Origin of the sequence: Thermoleptolyngbya sp. PKUAC-SCTB121 (assembly GCF_016919485.1) — a bacterium.
Classification (GTDB): Bacteria; Cyanobacteriota; Cyanobacteriia; order Elainellales; family Elainellaceae; genus Thermoleptolyngbya; species Thermoleptolyngbya sichuanensis.
Genome location: NZ_CP070366.1, coordinates 4,547,280 through 4,562,777, shown reverse-complemented (window position 1 = coordinate 4,562,777; position 15,498 = coordinate 4,547,280). Strand labels below are relative to the sequence as shown.

Below are 15,498 nucleotides of genomic sequence, written 5' to 3'. Positions count from 1 at the left end.
AAATCTAAAATCCCCCATGACCGAAGCCTCCCCCACCAAACGCGCCCTCCTAGCAATTCAGCAACTCCAGGCAAAGCTAGAGGCGCTGGAGGCAGAAAAGCACCCGCCGATCGCCATTGTGGGCATGGGCTGTCGCTTTCCCGGTGCGGAGACGCTGGACGACTTTTGGGCGCTGCTGCACGCGGGCAAAGACGCGATCACCGAAATTCCGGGCGATCGCTGGAACCTTGACCAATACTACAGTCCAGACCCCAGCGCAGCGGGTAAGATGTACACGCGGCACGGCGGCTTTGTGCCCCATCTGCACGACTTTGACGCGGCTTTTTTTCGCATTGCGCCCCGCGAAGCCGCCAGCCTCGACCCGCAGCAGCGCCTCCTGCTGGAAGTGAGTTGGGAAGCGCTGGAGCAGGCCGGCATTTCGCCCCACCGCCTGTTGGGGCAATCGGTCGGCGTGTTTGTTGGCATCTGCGGCATCGACTACTGGCATCAGCTTTTGCAGCAAGACCCCAGCACGATCGATGCTTACTTGACCACGGGAAACACCCACAGCACCGCTGCTGGCCGCTTATCTTATCTGCTGGGCAGCACCGGACCGAGCATGGCGATCGACGCAGCCTGTGCCTCTTCCCTCGTCGCCGTGCATCTGGCCTACCAAAGCTTGCGCCAGCGGGAATGCGACCTGGCGATCGTCGGCGGGGTGAACCGGATTTTGTCGCCGGAGATGATGGTGAACTTTTGCAAGGCGAAGATGCTGTCTGCAACCGGACGCTGCCACAGCTTTGATGCCAGCGCCGACGGCTTTGTCCGCTCCGAAGGCTGCGGCGTGGTGGTGCTAAAGCGGCTGGACGAGGCCTTGGGCGATCGCAACTTTGTGCAAGCGGTGATCCTGGGTTCCGCCACCAATCACGACGGCCGCTCCAGCGGGCTGACCGTGCCCAACGGACTGGCGCAGCAGGCCGTGATCCGCCAAGCCCTGAAGCAGAGCCGCCTAGAGCCGCAGCAAGTCAGCTATCTGGAAGCCCACGGCACGGGCACAGTGCTGGGTGACTCCATCGAGCTAGAGGCCCTGGGGCAGGTGTTTGGTGCTTCTGGGACAGATCGCGCTGTAAATCGCCCTGAACCGCTCTGGATTGGCTCCGTCAAACCCAACATCGGGCATCTGGAAGCCGCCTCTGGCATGGCTGGGCTGATCAAAGTGGTGCTCGCACTCCAGCATCAAACCCTGCCGCCCCATCTGCACCTGCGCCAGCCTAACCCGAAAATCAACTGGGCCCAACTGCCGCTGAAGGTGCCCACTGCCCCCACCCCCTGGGACGCGCCGCGCCGCATTGCCGGGGTGAATGCCTTCGGCTTTAGCGGAGCCAATGCCCATGTGGTTCTGACGGAAGCGCCCGCGCCTGAATCCGCCCCCCTGCTCCCCTATCCGCTGCACCTGCTGACCCTCTCTGCCCGCACCGAACCTGCCCTGCGCCAACTGGTCGAGCGCTATGTGCAGCATTTGCAGCGGCATCCCAATTTCCCCATCGCCGACCTCTGCTGGACGGCCAACACGGGGCGATCGCCCCTGCCCCAGCGCCTTGCCATCCTCACCGATTCCCTGCCAGACCTGCTGCAAAAACTGCATTCCGTCCTACAAGGCACACCTGCACCGGGCATTCTCCAGGGCCGCGCCCAGCCCACCGCGCCCGCCCTCCAGATTCACTACACCGCCGCGTCCCAGCCGCCCACGGCATCCACCCGCTACCTGTCGCCCGACACCGCCGCTGGCCAACTTCCCGACATTGCCACCGCCTTTGTGCAAGGCAGCGAATTGACCTGGCACGATGGCGATCGCCGCTATTTTCAGCAAACCGTCGCCCTGCCCACCTACCCCTTCCAGCGCCAGCCCTGTGGCCCGATTCCTGCCCCCTAATCCGTCTCCCCTGGAACTGGCACCTGCTATACAATGCGGGGGAGTTGGTTTTTCTGAACTCTGGTTGCCTATGAAAATTTCACTTCAATTCGGTTGGACTCGGTTGACAGCGCTGCTGAGCGCGTCTGCTGTCTTGACCTCAGCGCTGGGGACAGGGCTGGCCGCTGCACCAACCGCTGCCCCCCAACGAAGCTTGCCCTCGACGGAATTCTCAAGCACCGCCCCAACGGAGTTGCTGCGACTGCCCGGTGCGGTGGCGACGGCTCCCGGTGTCACGATTTCAGGCGAAAACGGGCGGTTTGTAGGGCAGGTGGTGATCAACGGCTCCGCTGCGGCCGCCTGGGCCGTGTTGACTGACTACAACAACTTTGCATCGTTTTTGCCCAATGTTGAATCCAGCCGCCTGCTGAGCCGCAATGGTAATCAGGTTACGTTCGAGCAGGTGAACGTGCTGCGGGTGGCCTCAGTTCCCGTGCGAAACCGCGTCACTATCGCTTCGTCCGAGCAGCGACCTTCGCAGATTCAGTTTGTGGTGATGGACGGCAACGAGCCGATCATGCAGGGCGTTTGGCAGCTTCAGCAAGCCTCGGCCCGCCAGTTGGTGTTAACCCATCAGGTGGTTATTTCCCCCAGATCTGACCTGATGCGCGATGTCTATTCGCGGGTTTATCGCGGCGAACTGGAGACGACTCTAGTCTCCCTGCGTCGAGAAATTGAGCGCCGTAGCCGATGAACCCACCCAAACACGCCATCATCACAGGCGGCTCTAGCGGCATTGGGCTGGCGATCGCCCACCGATTGGCCGCCCAGGGAGCCTCCCTCTCGCTGATTGCCCGCACCCCCGAAAAGCTAGAGGCGGCGCGGGCGCAGCTTGAAGCCAAGCGGCGCTTGCCCGACCAGCAGGTCTTCACCGTTGCCGCCGACGTGGCCGATCGAGCGCAGGCAGACCAGGCCGTGCAGCGGGCGATCGCCCATTTGGGCCCACCGGATTGGCTCGTCACCTGCGCCGGAATTGCGCGGCCGGGCGAGTTTCTAGAAATTCCCGTCGAGGTATTTGAGCGAACCATGGCGGTGAATTACTTTGGCACGCTGTACTGCATCCGCGCGGCCCTGCCCGCAATGGAGCAACAGCGGCACGGGCAGATTGTCTGCGTGTCCTCTGGGGCAGGGCTGATCGGCCTCTACGGCTACACCGCCTACAGTCCTAGCAAGTTTGCCCTGCGCGGCCTGGCCGAGTCTCTGCGGGGCGAACTCAAACCCAAAGGCATCGGCGTGTCCATTGTCTATCCGCCCGACACCGACACGCCGCAACTCGCCGAGGAAAACAAAACCAAGCCCCTTGTCACTCAAAAAATTACTGCCACCGCCAAGACCTGGAGCGCTGATGGCGTTGCCGAGGTGATCCTGGCGGGTGTGCAGCGCCGCGCCTTTGCTATCACTCCCGGCTTTGAAATGGGCGTATTGAACCGCCTGCACAGCGTGTTGCTGCCCATGCTCAATCAATCCTTTGACAAAATCACTGCCAAGGTCAGAAACTTGCAATGATTCTATTCCAGCCTGCATCCAACTCATCCTCCGGCTCGTCAGCGTCTCGCGTGTCCGTGCGATCGCCCCTTGCATTCTGGTTGGGCATCAGCCTGCTGTTCACGCTGTACTACGGCCTGGTGACAATTGCCCATGCCTTTAGCTATCCCTACATTGTGCAGGATGACGTTCGTCAGCATGTCGTCTGGATGCAGCGCTTCACCGATCCAGAGCTATTCCCCAACGACTGGATCGCCAACTACTTCCAATCCGTTGCGCCCCTGGGCTTCAAAGCCGTCTTTGCCGCAGCCGCCAAGCTCGGTCTTCCTGCCCTCACCTTTGTTAAAATCCTGCCGCTGCTGCTCAGTTTGGGCACGACAATCTATCTGTTCTTAATTTTCCTGGAACTGTTTCCCTCACCCTTCGGCGCATTCCTCAGTACGCTGATCACCGACCAACTGCTCTGGCTCAACGACGACCTCATTTCTGGTACGCCTAGAGCCTTTGTATATCCAATTTTCACCGCGTTTTTGTATTACCTGCTGCGGCGATCGCTCCTGCTGTGCGTTTTGGCGCTAGGGTTACAGGGACTCTTTTTTCCGCATCTGATGCTGGTGGGCGTGGGTGTATTGACCGTGGCGCTGGTGAAATGGTGCGGCAACCGGTTCCGCCTGTCCCAAGACCGCCGCGATTACCTGTTTTGGGCCGCGGGGCTGGGCGTGGCGCTGCTGGTCATTTTGCCCTTCAGTCGGGCGATGGATTCGCTGGGCAATCCCCTCACCTATGACCTGATGCGCTCCATGCCCGAACACGGGCTAATGGGACGCAACGAATACTTTGGCGTGCCGCCGCTCAACTTTTGGTTTAACGGGCGCAGCGGCATCCGGCTCCAGTTGTTTCCCTCCCTCAGCTTGGTGGGGCTGGCGCTGCCGCTGCTGGGGCGATTCCCGCGGGGATCGCTTCGCGAATCGCGCTTTGCCGCCATGCAGCACCTCACGCCCAAGGTGCGGGTGCTGGTGGACGTGGTGCTGGCCTCGATGGGCTGGTTTGTGCTGGCGCACCTGTTCTTGCCGCGCCTCTACCTGCCCAGCCGCTATAACTACCACAGCTTTCGGATTGTGCTGCCGCTGAGTGCGGCGATCGTGTTCACCGTGCTGATCAGCCAGTTTTGGCAAACATTTGGCCCCAAGCTGCGCGGCAAAGTGCCCCTGGCAAAGGGCGATCGCACGCTGATTGGTCTGCTTGGCTGTCTTGCCGCCGTGGTGACGCTCGTGCCGCTCGTACCGCCGTTGATCTATATCCTGCAAAACTGGCAAATCGCCCAAACGCCCGCCATCCATCAGTTTTTGGCAGAGCAGCCCAAGTCTGCGCTGGTGGCCTCTTTGGCCGACGAGGCCGACAATGTGCCCGCGTTCGCGCTGCGGTCTACGCTGGTGGGTCGGGAGTTTGCGCTGGCCTATCACCCCGACTATTACCAAGAGATTCAAAATAGAGCGATCGCCCTGTTGCAGTTGCAATACAGCCCCAATCTACAAACCGTTCAGCAAGTTATTCAAAACTACGGCATTGACTGGATCTGGATTGAAGATGCCGCCTTCCAACCCGAATACCTGCGCCAGAAAGATTGGCTGGTGCATAGCTCCTTCAAATCTGCGGTAGACGAGGCGATCGCCACGCTAGAACAGGGCGAAACTCCGGCCATTGTTCCTTTGCTCGACCGCTGCACCGCCGTCCGCGCTGGGCGATCGCGCCTGATCGATGCAGCCTGCGTTGATGTCCGAGAAACTGCCGTTCAACGGTAGCGGCTTACCCCACAGCGCCCAGAGGATCAACGTTTACCGGAATCTGAGAGCGAAGATTCTGCGTTGACGGTTCAAGGTTAAGCCTGCTCAAAACTTTAGTTTGGACTAACTGGCATCACAATAATGCTCAACAGGATGCCATAAAGAATCTGCTCAACCGTTCATAACAGTTGAACTTAAGGAATTGGATACAATCCTGCTCGCAGTTAAGCTGCTGTTGCAACCGGACTGTTCAGGGATTGTTCGGATGTCTTGCGTTTCGAGGCTCGTTTTTTGACCATCGGATAGCAGGGACGAGGAGTTGGCTTGTGCCCCTTGCCTCGTCCTGGCGATTTACCACGAGGTTTAGGCGCAGGAGCAGGGGTGCCAATCGCTGCCAAAATGCCTGCAAACGCTTGTGCGACCCGACCCGGAGTCAACGTTTCTTGCGGTGCCTGCCAGGGCAAGGGGTGGTCAGTACAGTCCTTTCGCGCTAACCACAACTGCCAACTGAGCAACGGCATCAGGCTGCTCCACTGTTCGGTTGCCGATACAGAACTGAACTGGGGATGTGTCCAATATAGCCTCTGCTTGGCAAAGCGATACCAGTGTTCAATGGCAAAGCGACGGAGGTAGTGCAACCACAGGGTTTCTAACGGAGGCATCTGCTCACCCAGCCAAACTAACCACAAAGGAGCCAAGCGTCGCGTGCTGCTCTGTGTCTCCAGCACCTCCACGCGCAACACTTCCATTGCCCGTTTTGGGGATTTGCGGAAATGGTATGCACTCCAACGACTGACCCGCACTCGTCCCCAGTTGGGATCATCGACTTCAACGGTTTCGACCGGGACACTCCAAGTGTCAGGGTCATTGAGTTTCATCTTATGTCCATGCTTGGCAGGTGCGCCTCGCCCTCGATACGCTGGGGGCGCGCCATAGACACATCGATTGGATGTAACCCGCAGCAGCAAGTCTGCCTCAATCCCTGCCGTTTGGTTGACAAAACTGGCATTGCCGTACCCTCGGTCGTAGATCGCCAACGGACGCACCGCTAACTGCCGAGTCACTTGTTTGAGTTGGAATGCCGCTTTACTGGCGGGTGTTTCAAAGCTGGTGATGCGCTCATGCCGCAATGGTAATGCCCAACTGCCCCTGTCTTCAGCAATCCAGGCTAAGGTACTGTAGTTTTGTCCGGCTATCGGGGCATGTCCTGTTCTGCCTGATAAGGTGCGGTCTTTCAAACGCCTGGCAGCAGGACGGTTCCACCGACTCGCATCACCTGCCAACAACGGTTGCTGCTGAGTCGGTATCTGCTGCACCAACAGCTTCAGCACCTTTGAGCGGGGTAGGCGGCTATCGCGCAACGCTTCATAGGGGCTCGACCACTGGCGACGAAAGACAGGACTCTGCGATAGCCTCACAAACGACACGATGCACGCACTCACTAACACGGCATCCATCAGATCAAACAGGGCATCTCTGGCGTTTCCCAAGCTGGCATACAACGTTTGGCGAAATTGCTGAAGTTCGTTGAAAATCATGGGGTCAATGTTGGTTGTACTTCATTGACCTTACGGCAGTCGGTGCTTCTCATTGACTGCCTTCCTCTTCACCATTAGTCCAAACTAAAGTGGAAAACCCGCCCGCCTGTATGCAGCCCGTGGCCGTGTCCGCAGGCAGCGCCATTCTGTTTACTGAAGCGCTGACCCACGGCACGCTGCCTTGGCGCGGCCAGGGAGAGCGGCGCACCCTGTTTTATAAATACTCGCCGCGGTCGAATGCCTGGGCGCGATCGCTCTACAATCCCGACGAGTTCCCCAGCCTCACCGAAGCTCAACGGCGGCTGCTCCTCTCGCCGGGAGTTTACCCGTATTAAGGGCTTTCTTTTCAGAAACAGGGACTCGCTGGGCTTCTGTGCCCCTCAAGATCCCGTCATACCGACCGCTTCAAGACTTGCCCACTGGTCAGCCCAAAGGCTCGAAATCGGCGTGCCTGGAGTTCGATGCGGCTGGCGAGGCGATCGCACACCAGATTACACAGTTCAAACGTCAGGTCATCCTGCACGCTGTAGTATGCAGAGGTGCCCTCGGTGCGGCGCGAGAGGATGCCTGCTTGCAGCATCACTTTCAGGTGCTTGGAGACGTTGGCCTGGCTGGTGGCGGTCGCTTCGACCAGATCTTGCACACACCGTTCGCCGTTGCGGAGGACGCTGAGAATGCGGAGGCGGGTCGGCTCACTGAGGACGCTGAAATACTCCGCCACCTGCTGCATAATCTCAACTGAGACCGGATCTACCGTTTTCATGCGGGTCGTTTCAAAAAGGCTTAATCCCAAAATATTAACAATCTATTCAGAATTGAAAATAGAGTAGTAGATTACACATCAGAACTTTAAAATTTACAAGGCCGGCCTCTCCGAAATTGCCCCCACGCCCAAAAGCAGGAACGCCCAAAAGCAAGAATGATTGACCCTGGATAGCCACGCGATGAGGTTGCCCCATGCAAATTTCCGAGCGGGTGCAGTGGATACAGCAGCAGACCCAGTTTGGGGAGCTATCGGAGGCGGCGGTGAGGGCGATCGCCCAGCAGGTTCGCGAGATCCGTCTTCCCGAAAACCATCGGCTGGCGCTGGAAGACACCGAACCCAAAGCGCTTTACATTCTGAAATCGGGGCGGCTGGAGCGCTATCGCACCCGACCCGACAGCATGGCAGACACCGTTAGCCTGCTGCCCGGTTCGGTGCTGTATTTGAAAGAACTGCTGCTCGAAACGCCTGCGGAACATACCGTCATCACCCTCAGCGATTGCGAAATTTGGACAGTGCCCCGCGGGGCATTCCGCGACCTAGTGGCGCAGTTTCCGGAGCTAAACCGCACCGTGTCGCGGCAGTTGGCAGACGAGGTGACGGAACTCAGTTCCCAGCTTGTCTTTGAGCAAGAGCGACAGGCGGCCCTGCGTCCCTACCTGGTGCCCAAGGTGCGGCGGGGCATTGTGGGCGCGAGTCGCTATGCGGTGCGGCTGCGGCAGGAGATCAAAAAAGCAGCGGGCGATCGCCGTCCGGTTCTCATCTTTGGCGAGCCGGGGCTAGGCAAGGACAACGCGGCCGCGCTGATCCACTTTGGCAGTGGCGATCGCAAGCAGCCCATGATCAAGCTCAACGGCGATATGCTGCAACCCAGCGGCGCAGACCTGTTTGGCCGGGTGAATGGCAAGCCCGGTTTACTGAGCTGGTTGGGCAACGGCACGCTGCTAATCAACAACGTGCAGGACGTGCCCAAGGCGCTCCAGCCCAGGCTGGCGGAACTGCTGGAAACGGGAACCTACCGTCCCGTCGCCCGCGAAGGTGATCCAGAACCAGAACCGCGTCAGTCGGGTGCGCGAATTATCTTCACCTCAGAGCGATCGCTCCCCGAACTCGATCGCCACGTTGGCCACGCCATCAAAGTGCCGCCCCTGCGCGTGCGAAAGGCCGACCTCGAAACCCAGGTGAATTACTACATCAGCCTCTACTGTTCCTCGCGCGGCCTGGCCCGTCCCACCCTTGCCCCAGAGGCGCTGCGGCGGCTCCAGGGCTACGACTTTCCCGGCAACCTGACGGAGCTAGAGGGCATGGTCGGCCGCGCCATCATCCAGTCCAGCGGTGCGCCTGTGCTAACGGAAGAGGTGTTTTGGGCAACGGGCAGCAAGACCCGCCGCTTTCGGGTCAACCTGCTCAACGCCTATCCCAAACTGCGCCAGTTTCTTCGCAGCCCGTGGTGGCCCGACCGGATAAACTACGGCTTCACGGTCTGGTTTTTTCCGCTGGTGATTGCAGTTCTCTGGCTGGGCCCGCAGACCCGCGACCAAAACTTTGCGCTGAATTTCTTTTGGGCCTGGTGGTGGCCGCTGGTGCTGGTTGGCTTCCCGTTTGTGGGGCGGCTGTGGTGCGCGGTGTGCCCGTTTATGATCTACGGCGAAATTTCGCAAAAACTCTCGACCCGCGTGCTGGGGCGCAAGCTGCTGCCCTGGTCGCGCCCAGAGGCAGAAAAATGGGGCGGCTGGTTTCTGTTTGGGCTATTTGCGCTGATTTTGCTCTGGGAAGAACTGTGGCATTTGGGAAACACGGCGTACCTCTCGGCCTGCCTGCTGCTGCTGATTACCGCCGGAGCCGTGATTTTCTCGTTCCTGTTTGAGCGGCGCTTCTGGTGTCGCTATCTCTGCCCCATCGGCGGCATGAACGGCCTGTTTGCCAAGCTGTCGATGATTGAACTGCGGGCGCAGCAGGGGATCTGTTCCGCCAACTGCACGACCTACCAGTGCTATAAGGGCGGGCCGCAAAAGGGCGAAGGACAGGAAACCGGCGGCTGTCCAATTTATTCGCACCCGGCGCAGCTCCAGGACAACCGCGACTGCGTGCTGTGTATGACCTGCCTGAAGGCCTGTCCGCACCGCTCGGTAGAACTCAACCTGCGGCCCCCCGGCATTGAACTTTGGACCACCCACAAGCCCACGCGACCGGAGGTGTGCCTGCTGTTTTTGCTGGCGGGGGCGGTGGTGCTGCATCGGCTGCCGACAATTTTGACGCTGCTGGGGTTTGGCGACAGCGATCTGCTGGCCACGCTGCTGCAATACGACGCGGCTCCGCTCGGCCCCTTTGCGCTTCATGCCGGACTGGCGGCGATCGCGCTGGTGTTGCCAGGGGCGATCGCCCTCCTCTGCCACAGCCTGATCGAGCGCATCACCCCCAAGCCCAAGCCCTTCATCGAACTGGCCTACGGCTATCTGCCCCTGGTGCTGGGCTGCAACCTGGCGCACTATCTGCATCTGGGACTGACCGAAGCCGGCCGCATCGTGCCCGTCACCCTCGCCACCTTTGGACTGAGCGGCGCAGGGATGCCCGTCGTCGTCGCCCATCCCGCCGTGATTGCGTTTCTACAGGGCGTGACGCTGCTCAGCACCCTCGCCCTCAGCATTTTCCTAACGCAAAAAATTGCCCGCCAGCCCTTGCAAAATCTGCTGCCGCAGCACGTCGGTCTAGGGGCGATCGCCCTCCTCGTCTGGTGGAGCGTGGTCAGTCAACACTGAACCAAGAATGGCGCTGAGGGTCGAGCCAAGGGTCGAGCTAGGGGCCGAGCTAGGGGTCAGATATTGGAACCTGAGTCGCAAAGCATGAGTCGCAAAGCATAAGCCGCAAGGTATGAGCCGTAGTGAATCAGCCGCAGTGAATCAGCCGCAGTGAATCAGTCGCAAGACAAGAATTCGAGGTGCTGTCACACGCTTGACACATCTCCGTCAGATCGAAAATTCGCAATGTTGGCTACAATTTGCCGTTGTTGGGAGTGGAGAGAGCCAAGATTGGGAATGTTGGTCCGGATCGCTTTCGATCCTCCAAGGTCGATTCTCGATTTTGGATTTTGGACTTGCGATTTTGGATTGCTCGCCAAGCGTTTTCATGGACTCCAGCAATTGCATTCGTAGCACCACTCAGGAAGTCACTCAGGAATTAGATCTTCCCTAAACCTCAGAATTTCTCAAACCCTGCTTGTTCCCTTTCGCCAACACGACCTAACCCTTCATCCTGCCTGCCCCTCATGATTACCGTCGAACACCTCAGCAAAGTCTATGGTTCCACCCCTGCGATTACCGATGTGACGTTTTCGGTGGAGCCGGGAGAAATTTTGGGCTTTTTGGGGCCAAATGGGGCAGGCAAGACAACGACGATGCGGATTTTGACCGGGTATTTGCCCGCCACCAGCGGCACCGCTACCGTAGCCGGGTTCGACGTGCATGAGGACTCGATGGCCGTGCGGCAGCGGATTGGCTATTTGCCAGAAACGCCGCCCCTCTATCCCGACATGACGGTGGAAGGGTTTCTGCATTTTGTGGCGCGGCTGAAGGGCGTGGCAGCGGGCGATCGCCCCCAGCGCGTCCAGTCTTCCCTAGAACGCTGCAACCTAGTGGAACGGCGAGACACCCTGATTCGCAAGCTGTCTAAGGGCTTTCGGCAGCGGGTCGGCATTGCCCAGGCGATCGTCCACGACCCGCCCGTCATCGTGCTGGACGAACCGACTGTCGGCCTCGACCCGCGCCAAATCATCGACGTGCGGAACCTGATTAAAAGTCTGGCCGGCGACCACACCATCATTCTTTCGACCCACATTCTGCCGGAAGTCAGCATGACCTGTAGCCGCGTCGCTATCATCAACCGCGGCCGCGTCGTCGCCACCAACACGCCCGATCGCCTGATGGAAGACCTGTCGGGCGGTGCGGGCTATGAGCTAGAAGTGGAGGGCGAACTGCTGGTGGCTCAGGAGCGGCTGCAATACCTCGCAGGCGTAAAGTCCGTCACCGCACTAACCGTCGAAGGGCTGCCGCCCCACCGCTACAAACTGCGCGTCATCTCCAATCCAGGAACCGACCCCGGCCGCGACATTGCCGCCACGGTCATCGGTGCAGGGCTAGGGCTGTATGAAATGCGGCGGGTGCAGGCCGACCTAGAGCAGGTGTTTCTGGAACTCACCATGGCCGACGCGCCCGCCGACCCCGACCCCAGTCTTTCCAATGAACCCCAAAACCAGTCCCCATCCCAGGAGGAAGCAGCCTAGATGCGCGTCATTTTGAGCAACATTCTGGCAATTTATCGGCGAGAACTCCAGAGCTACTTTGCCTCGCCCTTTGCCTATGCGATCGCCGCCGTGTTTTGGCTGCTGAGCGGCTTCTTCTTCGTGGTCATTCTGTTTGTCCCAGAGGGATTGTTCGCCGCCGTTGCCCAGCGCGACCAAGCCGGCATCACCGACCCACCCGTAGACGTGCCCTACCAGTTCCTGAACGTGTTTCTAGGGCTGCTGGGTTCCCTGGCGCTGTTCTTGCTGCCGATGCTGTCGATGGGACTCTATTCCGAAGAGCGCAAGCGCGGCACGCTGGAACTGCTGGCCACCTCGCCCATTACCAACTGGGCCGTCGCCGTCGGCAAACTGCTGGGCGTGCTGACTTTCTTCATCACCATGCTGCTGCCTATCCTGCTGTATGAAAGCACCCTGTTTGCCGCATCGAACCCCGCCGCCAACCTGAACGTGCTGCTGATGGGGCATCTGGGTCTGATTCTGATGGCCGCCGCCGTGCTGTCCCTGGGCATGTTCATCTCCTCCCTCACCGACAGCACCATCCTCGCCGCCGTGCTGACCTTTGGGCTGATGCTGCTGCTCTGGGTCACCGACCTAATCGCCAACGGGGTCGGCGGCCCCACCGGAGAGGCGATCGCCCACCTCTCGCTAATCAAACACTACAACGACCTCAGCCGAGGCATCTTCAACACCAGCAGCCTCGTCCTCTACCTCAGCTACATCCTGCTGGGCATCTTCCTCACCGCCCAATCCATCGAAGCCCTCCGATTCCAGCGTTCCTAACCCGCGTTCCTAAAAACACCCCTCTTCGCTCTTCGTTCTTCCCTTTTTCCTCTTCGTTCTTTTCTCTTCCCCATGAAACCCCTCCGTTCCTACCTCAAACTCAAACACCTAATCTGGCCCGGCCTGTTCCTGATTCTCATGGGGCTAACGGCAGGTTTGGTGGCAGGAACCTGGGGCCCCATACCTGCTGGGCTGCTGAGCGCGGGCATTGGGCTATTGGTGGTGTGGCTGGGGTCGCAGGCCAGCGGATTTCAGGGACTATGGGGCAAACGCTCGACCCAGGCGGGCACGAATGCGGTGCTGGCAACGCTGGCGGTGCTGGCTATTTTCCTGCTCACAAACTTTTTGGCGACGCGCTACAACACGCGCCTAGACCTGACGGAGAATCGCCTGTTCACCCTTGCGCCCCAGTCGCAGGAGGTGGTGAAGTCGCTGGAAGATCCCGTCAAAGTGTGGATCTTTGACCTGGCACCGAATCCTGCCGATCGCGATCTGCTGGAAAACTATCGCCGCCAAAATCCTGACGGGTTCGCCTATGAATATGTCGATCCGCAGGTGCAGCCCGGACTTGCCGAGCGCTTTGGCGTGCAGAACTTTGGCGAAGTGTATGTAGAGAAGGGCGATTCGCGAAGCGATTCCTCTGGGAATCGCCGCCAGTTGGTGCAGACCATCAGCCCCTCCCAGCGCCTCTCGGAGCGACGGCTGACCACTGCGCTGGTGAAGATCACGAGCGATCGCCAGACCAAAGTCTACTTCCTGCAAGGGCACGGCGAACGAGAACTGAACCCCGGTCAAGGCGGGCTGGCCCAGGCCCTCACTAGCCTAACGGACGAAACCTTTCAGGCAGAACCGCTGAACCTGGCAAACACTGCCGAAATTCCCGCCGACGCTGCGGTAATTGTGGTGGCTGGCCCCCAGCGGCCGCTTTTGGCAGAAGAAATCACTCGCCTCAAAGACTTTCAGACCCGCAAGGGCGGACTGTTGCTGCTGGTCGATCCTCAGGCGAATCCTGAACTGGACGATTTGCTAGAAGGCTGGGGCGTTGCCTTTAGCGATCGCATCCTGGTAGACCCCGCCGCCGGCCGCGATGGCGCAGTCACCATCATCACGGAATATGGCCCGCACCCCATCACCGACGGACTCAACAACGGCATCACCTTCTTTCCCCTGGCGCGGCCGCTCGAACTAGGCGAAGTCGAGGGCGTAGAGATGACTCCGCTGCTGTTTACCAATGCCCGCACCCAGGCCCAGCAAATCGGCGAAGACGGCCAGCTCCAGCTTGACCCCGAAGCGCCGGAGGGCAATCTCGTTCTGGGCGCTGCCTTCAGCCGTCGCCTGTCAAACGCGCCCACCCCCAGCCCCTCGCCCGACGCAGAGGAGCCGCCTGTTCAGGACGAAGCGCGAATGGTGGCGATCGGCAACTCCACGTTTGCCACCAACGGACTGATTGACCAGCAGTTGAACCGCGACCTCTTCCTCAACGCCATTGGCTGGCTCAGTCAAGAAGCCGACCCCACCTTCTCCGTCCGCGCTGCCGAACCCACCAATCGCCGCGTACTGTTCTCGCCCTCCCAGCAAATTGCGCTGATTCTTGCCTCGCTGGTCTTTTTGCCGCTGGCGGGGCTGGCGCTGGCGGTGGGCGTGTGGTGGCGACGACGCTAATCAGGGTTCGGCGGATACCTGAGAAACTTGCATCAGACCCTTGCACCAGAAACTTGCATCAGACCTTTGCACCGGAAACTTGCACCAGAAACTTGCACTAGACTTTGCACCAATTTCCCCACCCTCTAGCCCCCCAATCCCTCGCTATCGTTACTCTGCGCTATGAAACTCAAGCCCGCTACTTTCTGGCTCCTCTTTGCCGCGCTGATCTTGGGCAGCGTCAGCCTGTGGTCGTTGCAGCAGCCTCCACGCACCGAAGAGGCAGGACAAACCACTCCGCAAAAGCTGTTTGCAATAGAGGAAAGCCAGATCCAGTCGCTGACCGTGAAAAAGCCCAATGAAACGCTGCTCTTTGAAAAAGACGAAAATGGCGTGTGGCAAATGAAACAGCCCCAGCAAGGCGTAGCCAACGATGCCGCCGTTGCGTTTTTGGCAAACTTACTTGCGACCGGGATGAGCGATCGCACTTTTTCCATTCCCCCGACTGACCTCGCCACCTACGGACTCGACCAGCCCTCCACCACCATCGAATTCACTGCCAACGGCAAACCCCACACCCTCGCCCTCGGCAACAAAAACTTTAACCAGAGCGCTATCTACGCCCTGATCGATGCCCCAGAAAATCCGCAGAACCTCACCGTTTCCCTCGTCTCGCTCGACTTTGAAACCGCCGTGGGGCGATCGCCCCATGCATGGCTCCAGCCAACTCCTGCTGCTTCACCCAGCCCGTCGCCAGCAGAGTGAGGGGGAGAGGGAAGAGGGAAGAACGAAGAGGGAAGAGGGAAGAACGAAAAAAGGAAGAGGGAAGAGGGTTTAGGACAGGTTTGAGAGATGCTTAAGAATTTTCGTTTTTCGTTCTTCGTTCTTCTTTTTTCCATTTGTCACTTTTCCTCCGTCGGCACCGGATCATAGCCGCCTTCGCTCCAGGGGTGGCAGCGGGCGATGCGCTTTGCCGTTAGCCAGCCGCCTTTGATGGAGCCGTAGCGGGCGATCGCCTCCAGTCCATATTGCGAGCAGGTGGGCTGAAAGCGGCAGCTTGGCGGAAACAGCGGCGAGATCAGGATGCGGTAGGAGTGGATGAGTCCGAGGAGGAGGACTTTCATGGTGATGGAACTGCTATCCAGTCAAGAGAAGACCAGTCAGGAGAAGGGGAGTCGTCCTCTGCTCCGAAAAGCTGAGGGTATACACTAAGCATAAATAAAGGTATTCACAAGCGGCTGGGCGCATCTCAATTA

Annotated in this window: 13 protein-coding genes; 10 read left to right on the top strand and 3 right to left on the bottom strand. The window is 59.4% G+C overall.

What is annotated here, in order from left to right:
- Window positions 1-16: 16 nt before the first annotated feature.
- From JTM80_RS18700 to JTM80_RS18685, 4 genes are all read left to right on the top strand, one after another.
- Window positions 17-1,912 carry a type I polyketide synthase gene (locus tag JTM80_RS18700; RefSeq protein ID WP_172355493.1) on the top strand — a complete coding sequence of 632 codons (1,896 nt, stop codon included), beginning with the start codon at window positions 17-19 and terminating at the stop codon, window positions 1,910-1,912.
- 70 nt (window positions 1,913-1,982) lie between these two features.
- A complete protein-coding gene (locus JTM80_RS18695) occupies window positions 1,983-2,645 on the top strand; it encodes an SRPBCC family protein (protein ID WP_172355495.1) in 663 nt (220 codons plus the stop codon).
- Entirely contained in the window at window positions 2,642-3,457 is an 816-nt protein-coding gene (locus JTM80_RS18690; RefSeq protein ID WP_172355497.1) for an SDR family oxidoreductase, read from the top strand. Before JTM80_RS18695 ends, JTM80_RS18690 begins: the two co-directional genes overlap by 4 nt.
- A complete protein-coding gene (locus tag JTM80_RS18685) occupies window positions 3,454-5,238 on the top strand; it encodes a hypothetical protein (protein WP_172355499.1) in 1,785 nt (594 codons plus the stop codon). The genes JTM80_RS18690 and JTM80_RS18685 overlap by 4 nt, the downstream gene beginning before the upstream one ends.
- Before the next feature lie 206 nt (window positions 5,239-5,444).
- Here the strand turns inward: JTM80_RS18685 and JTM80_RS18680 are convergent, their stop codons facing one another.
- Window positions 5,445-6,758, bottom strand: a complete 1,314-nt coding sequence (locus tag JTM80_RS18680) for an NF041680 family putative transposase (protein WP_205369514.1) — start codon at window positions 6,756-6,758, stop codon at window positions 5,445-5,447.
- An 89-nt stretch (window positions 6,759-6,847) separates the two neighbouring features.
- On the opposite strand from JTM80_RS18680, the gene JTM80_RS18675 reads away from it, so the two are divergent.
- Complete coding sequence (locus tag JTM80_RS18675; RefSeq protein ID WP_172357295.1) at window positions 6,848-7,093, top strand: hypothetical protein; 246 nt, start codon at window positions 6,848-6,850, stop codon at window positions 7,091-7,093.
- A gap of 56 nt (window positions 7,094-7,149) precedes the next feature.
- Here the strand turns inward: JTM80_RS18675 and JTM80_RS18670 are convergent, their stop codons facing one another.
- Complete coding sequence (locus tag JTM80_RS18670) at window positions 7,150-7,521, bottom strand: helix-turn-helix transcriptional regulator (RefSeq protein WP_172357293.1); 372 nt, start codon at window positions 7,519-7,521, stop codon at window positions 7,150-7,152.
- A 194-nt stretch (window positions 7,522-7,715) separates the two neighbouring features.
- On the opposite strand from JTM80_RS18670, the gene JTM80_RS18665 reads away from it, so the two are divergent.
- The 5 genes from JTM80_RS18665 to JTM80_RS18645 all read left to right on the top strand — a co-directional run bounded on the left by JTM80_RS18665 (window position 7,716) and on the right by JTM80_RS18645 (window position 15,007).
- On the top strand, window positions 7,716-10,280 hold the full coding sequence (locus tag JTM80_RS18665) for a sigma 54-interacting transcriptional regulator (protein ID WP_172357291.1): 2,565 nt from the start codon (window positions 7,716-7,718) through the stop codon (window positions 10,278-10,280).
- Window positions 10,281-10,786: 506 nt separating this feature from the next.
- A complete protein-coding gene (locus JTM80_RS18660; protein ID WP_172357289.1) occupies window positions 10,787-11,800 on the top strand; it encodes an ABC transporter ATP-binding protein in 1,014 nt (337 codons plus the stop codon).
- Window positions 11,801-12,601, top strand: a complete 801-nt coding sequence (locus tag JTM80_RS18655; protein ID WP_205370056.1) for an ABC transporter permease — start codon at window positions 11,801-11,803, stop codon at window positions 12,599-12,601.
- Window positions 12,602-12,673: 72 nt separating this feature from the next.
- Complete coding sequence (locus tag JTM80_RS18650; RefSeq protein WP_205370055.1) at window positions 12,674-14,263, top strand: Gldg family protein; 1,590 nt, start codon at window positions 12,674-12,676, stop codon at window positions 14,261-14,263.
- A gap of 162 nt (window positions 14,264-14,425) precedes the next feature.
- Window positions 14,426-15,007 (top strand): DUF4340 domain-containing protein, encoded by a 582-nt coding sequence (locus JTM80_RS18645; RefSeq protein ID WP_172357283.1) that lies wholly within the window; start codon window positions 14,426-14,428, stop codon window positions 15,005-15,007.
- 137 nt (window positions 15,008-15,144) lie between these two features.
- Here the strand turns inward: JTM80_RS18645 and yidD are convergent, their stop codons facing one another.
- Window positions 15,145-15,366 (bottom strand): membrane protein insertion efficiency factor YidD, encoded by a 222-nt coding sequence (yidD, locus tag JTM80_RS18640; RefSeq protein ID WP_205370053.1) that lies wholly within the window; start codon window positions 15,364-15,366, stop codon window positions 15,145-15,147.
- Between the last annotated feature and the right edge of the window lie 132 nt (window positions 15,367-15,498).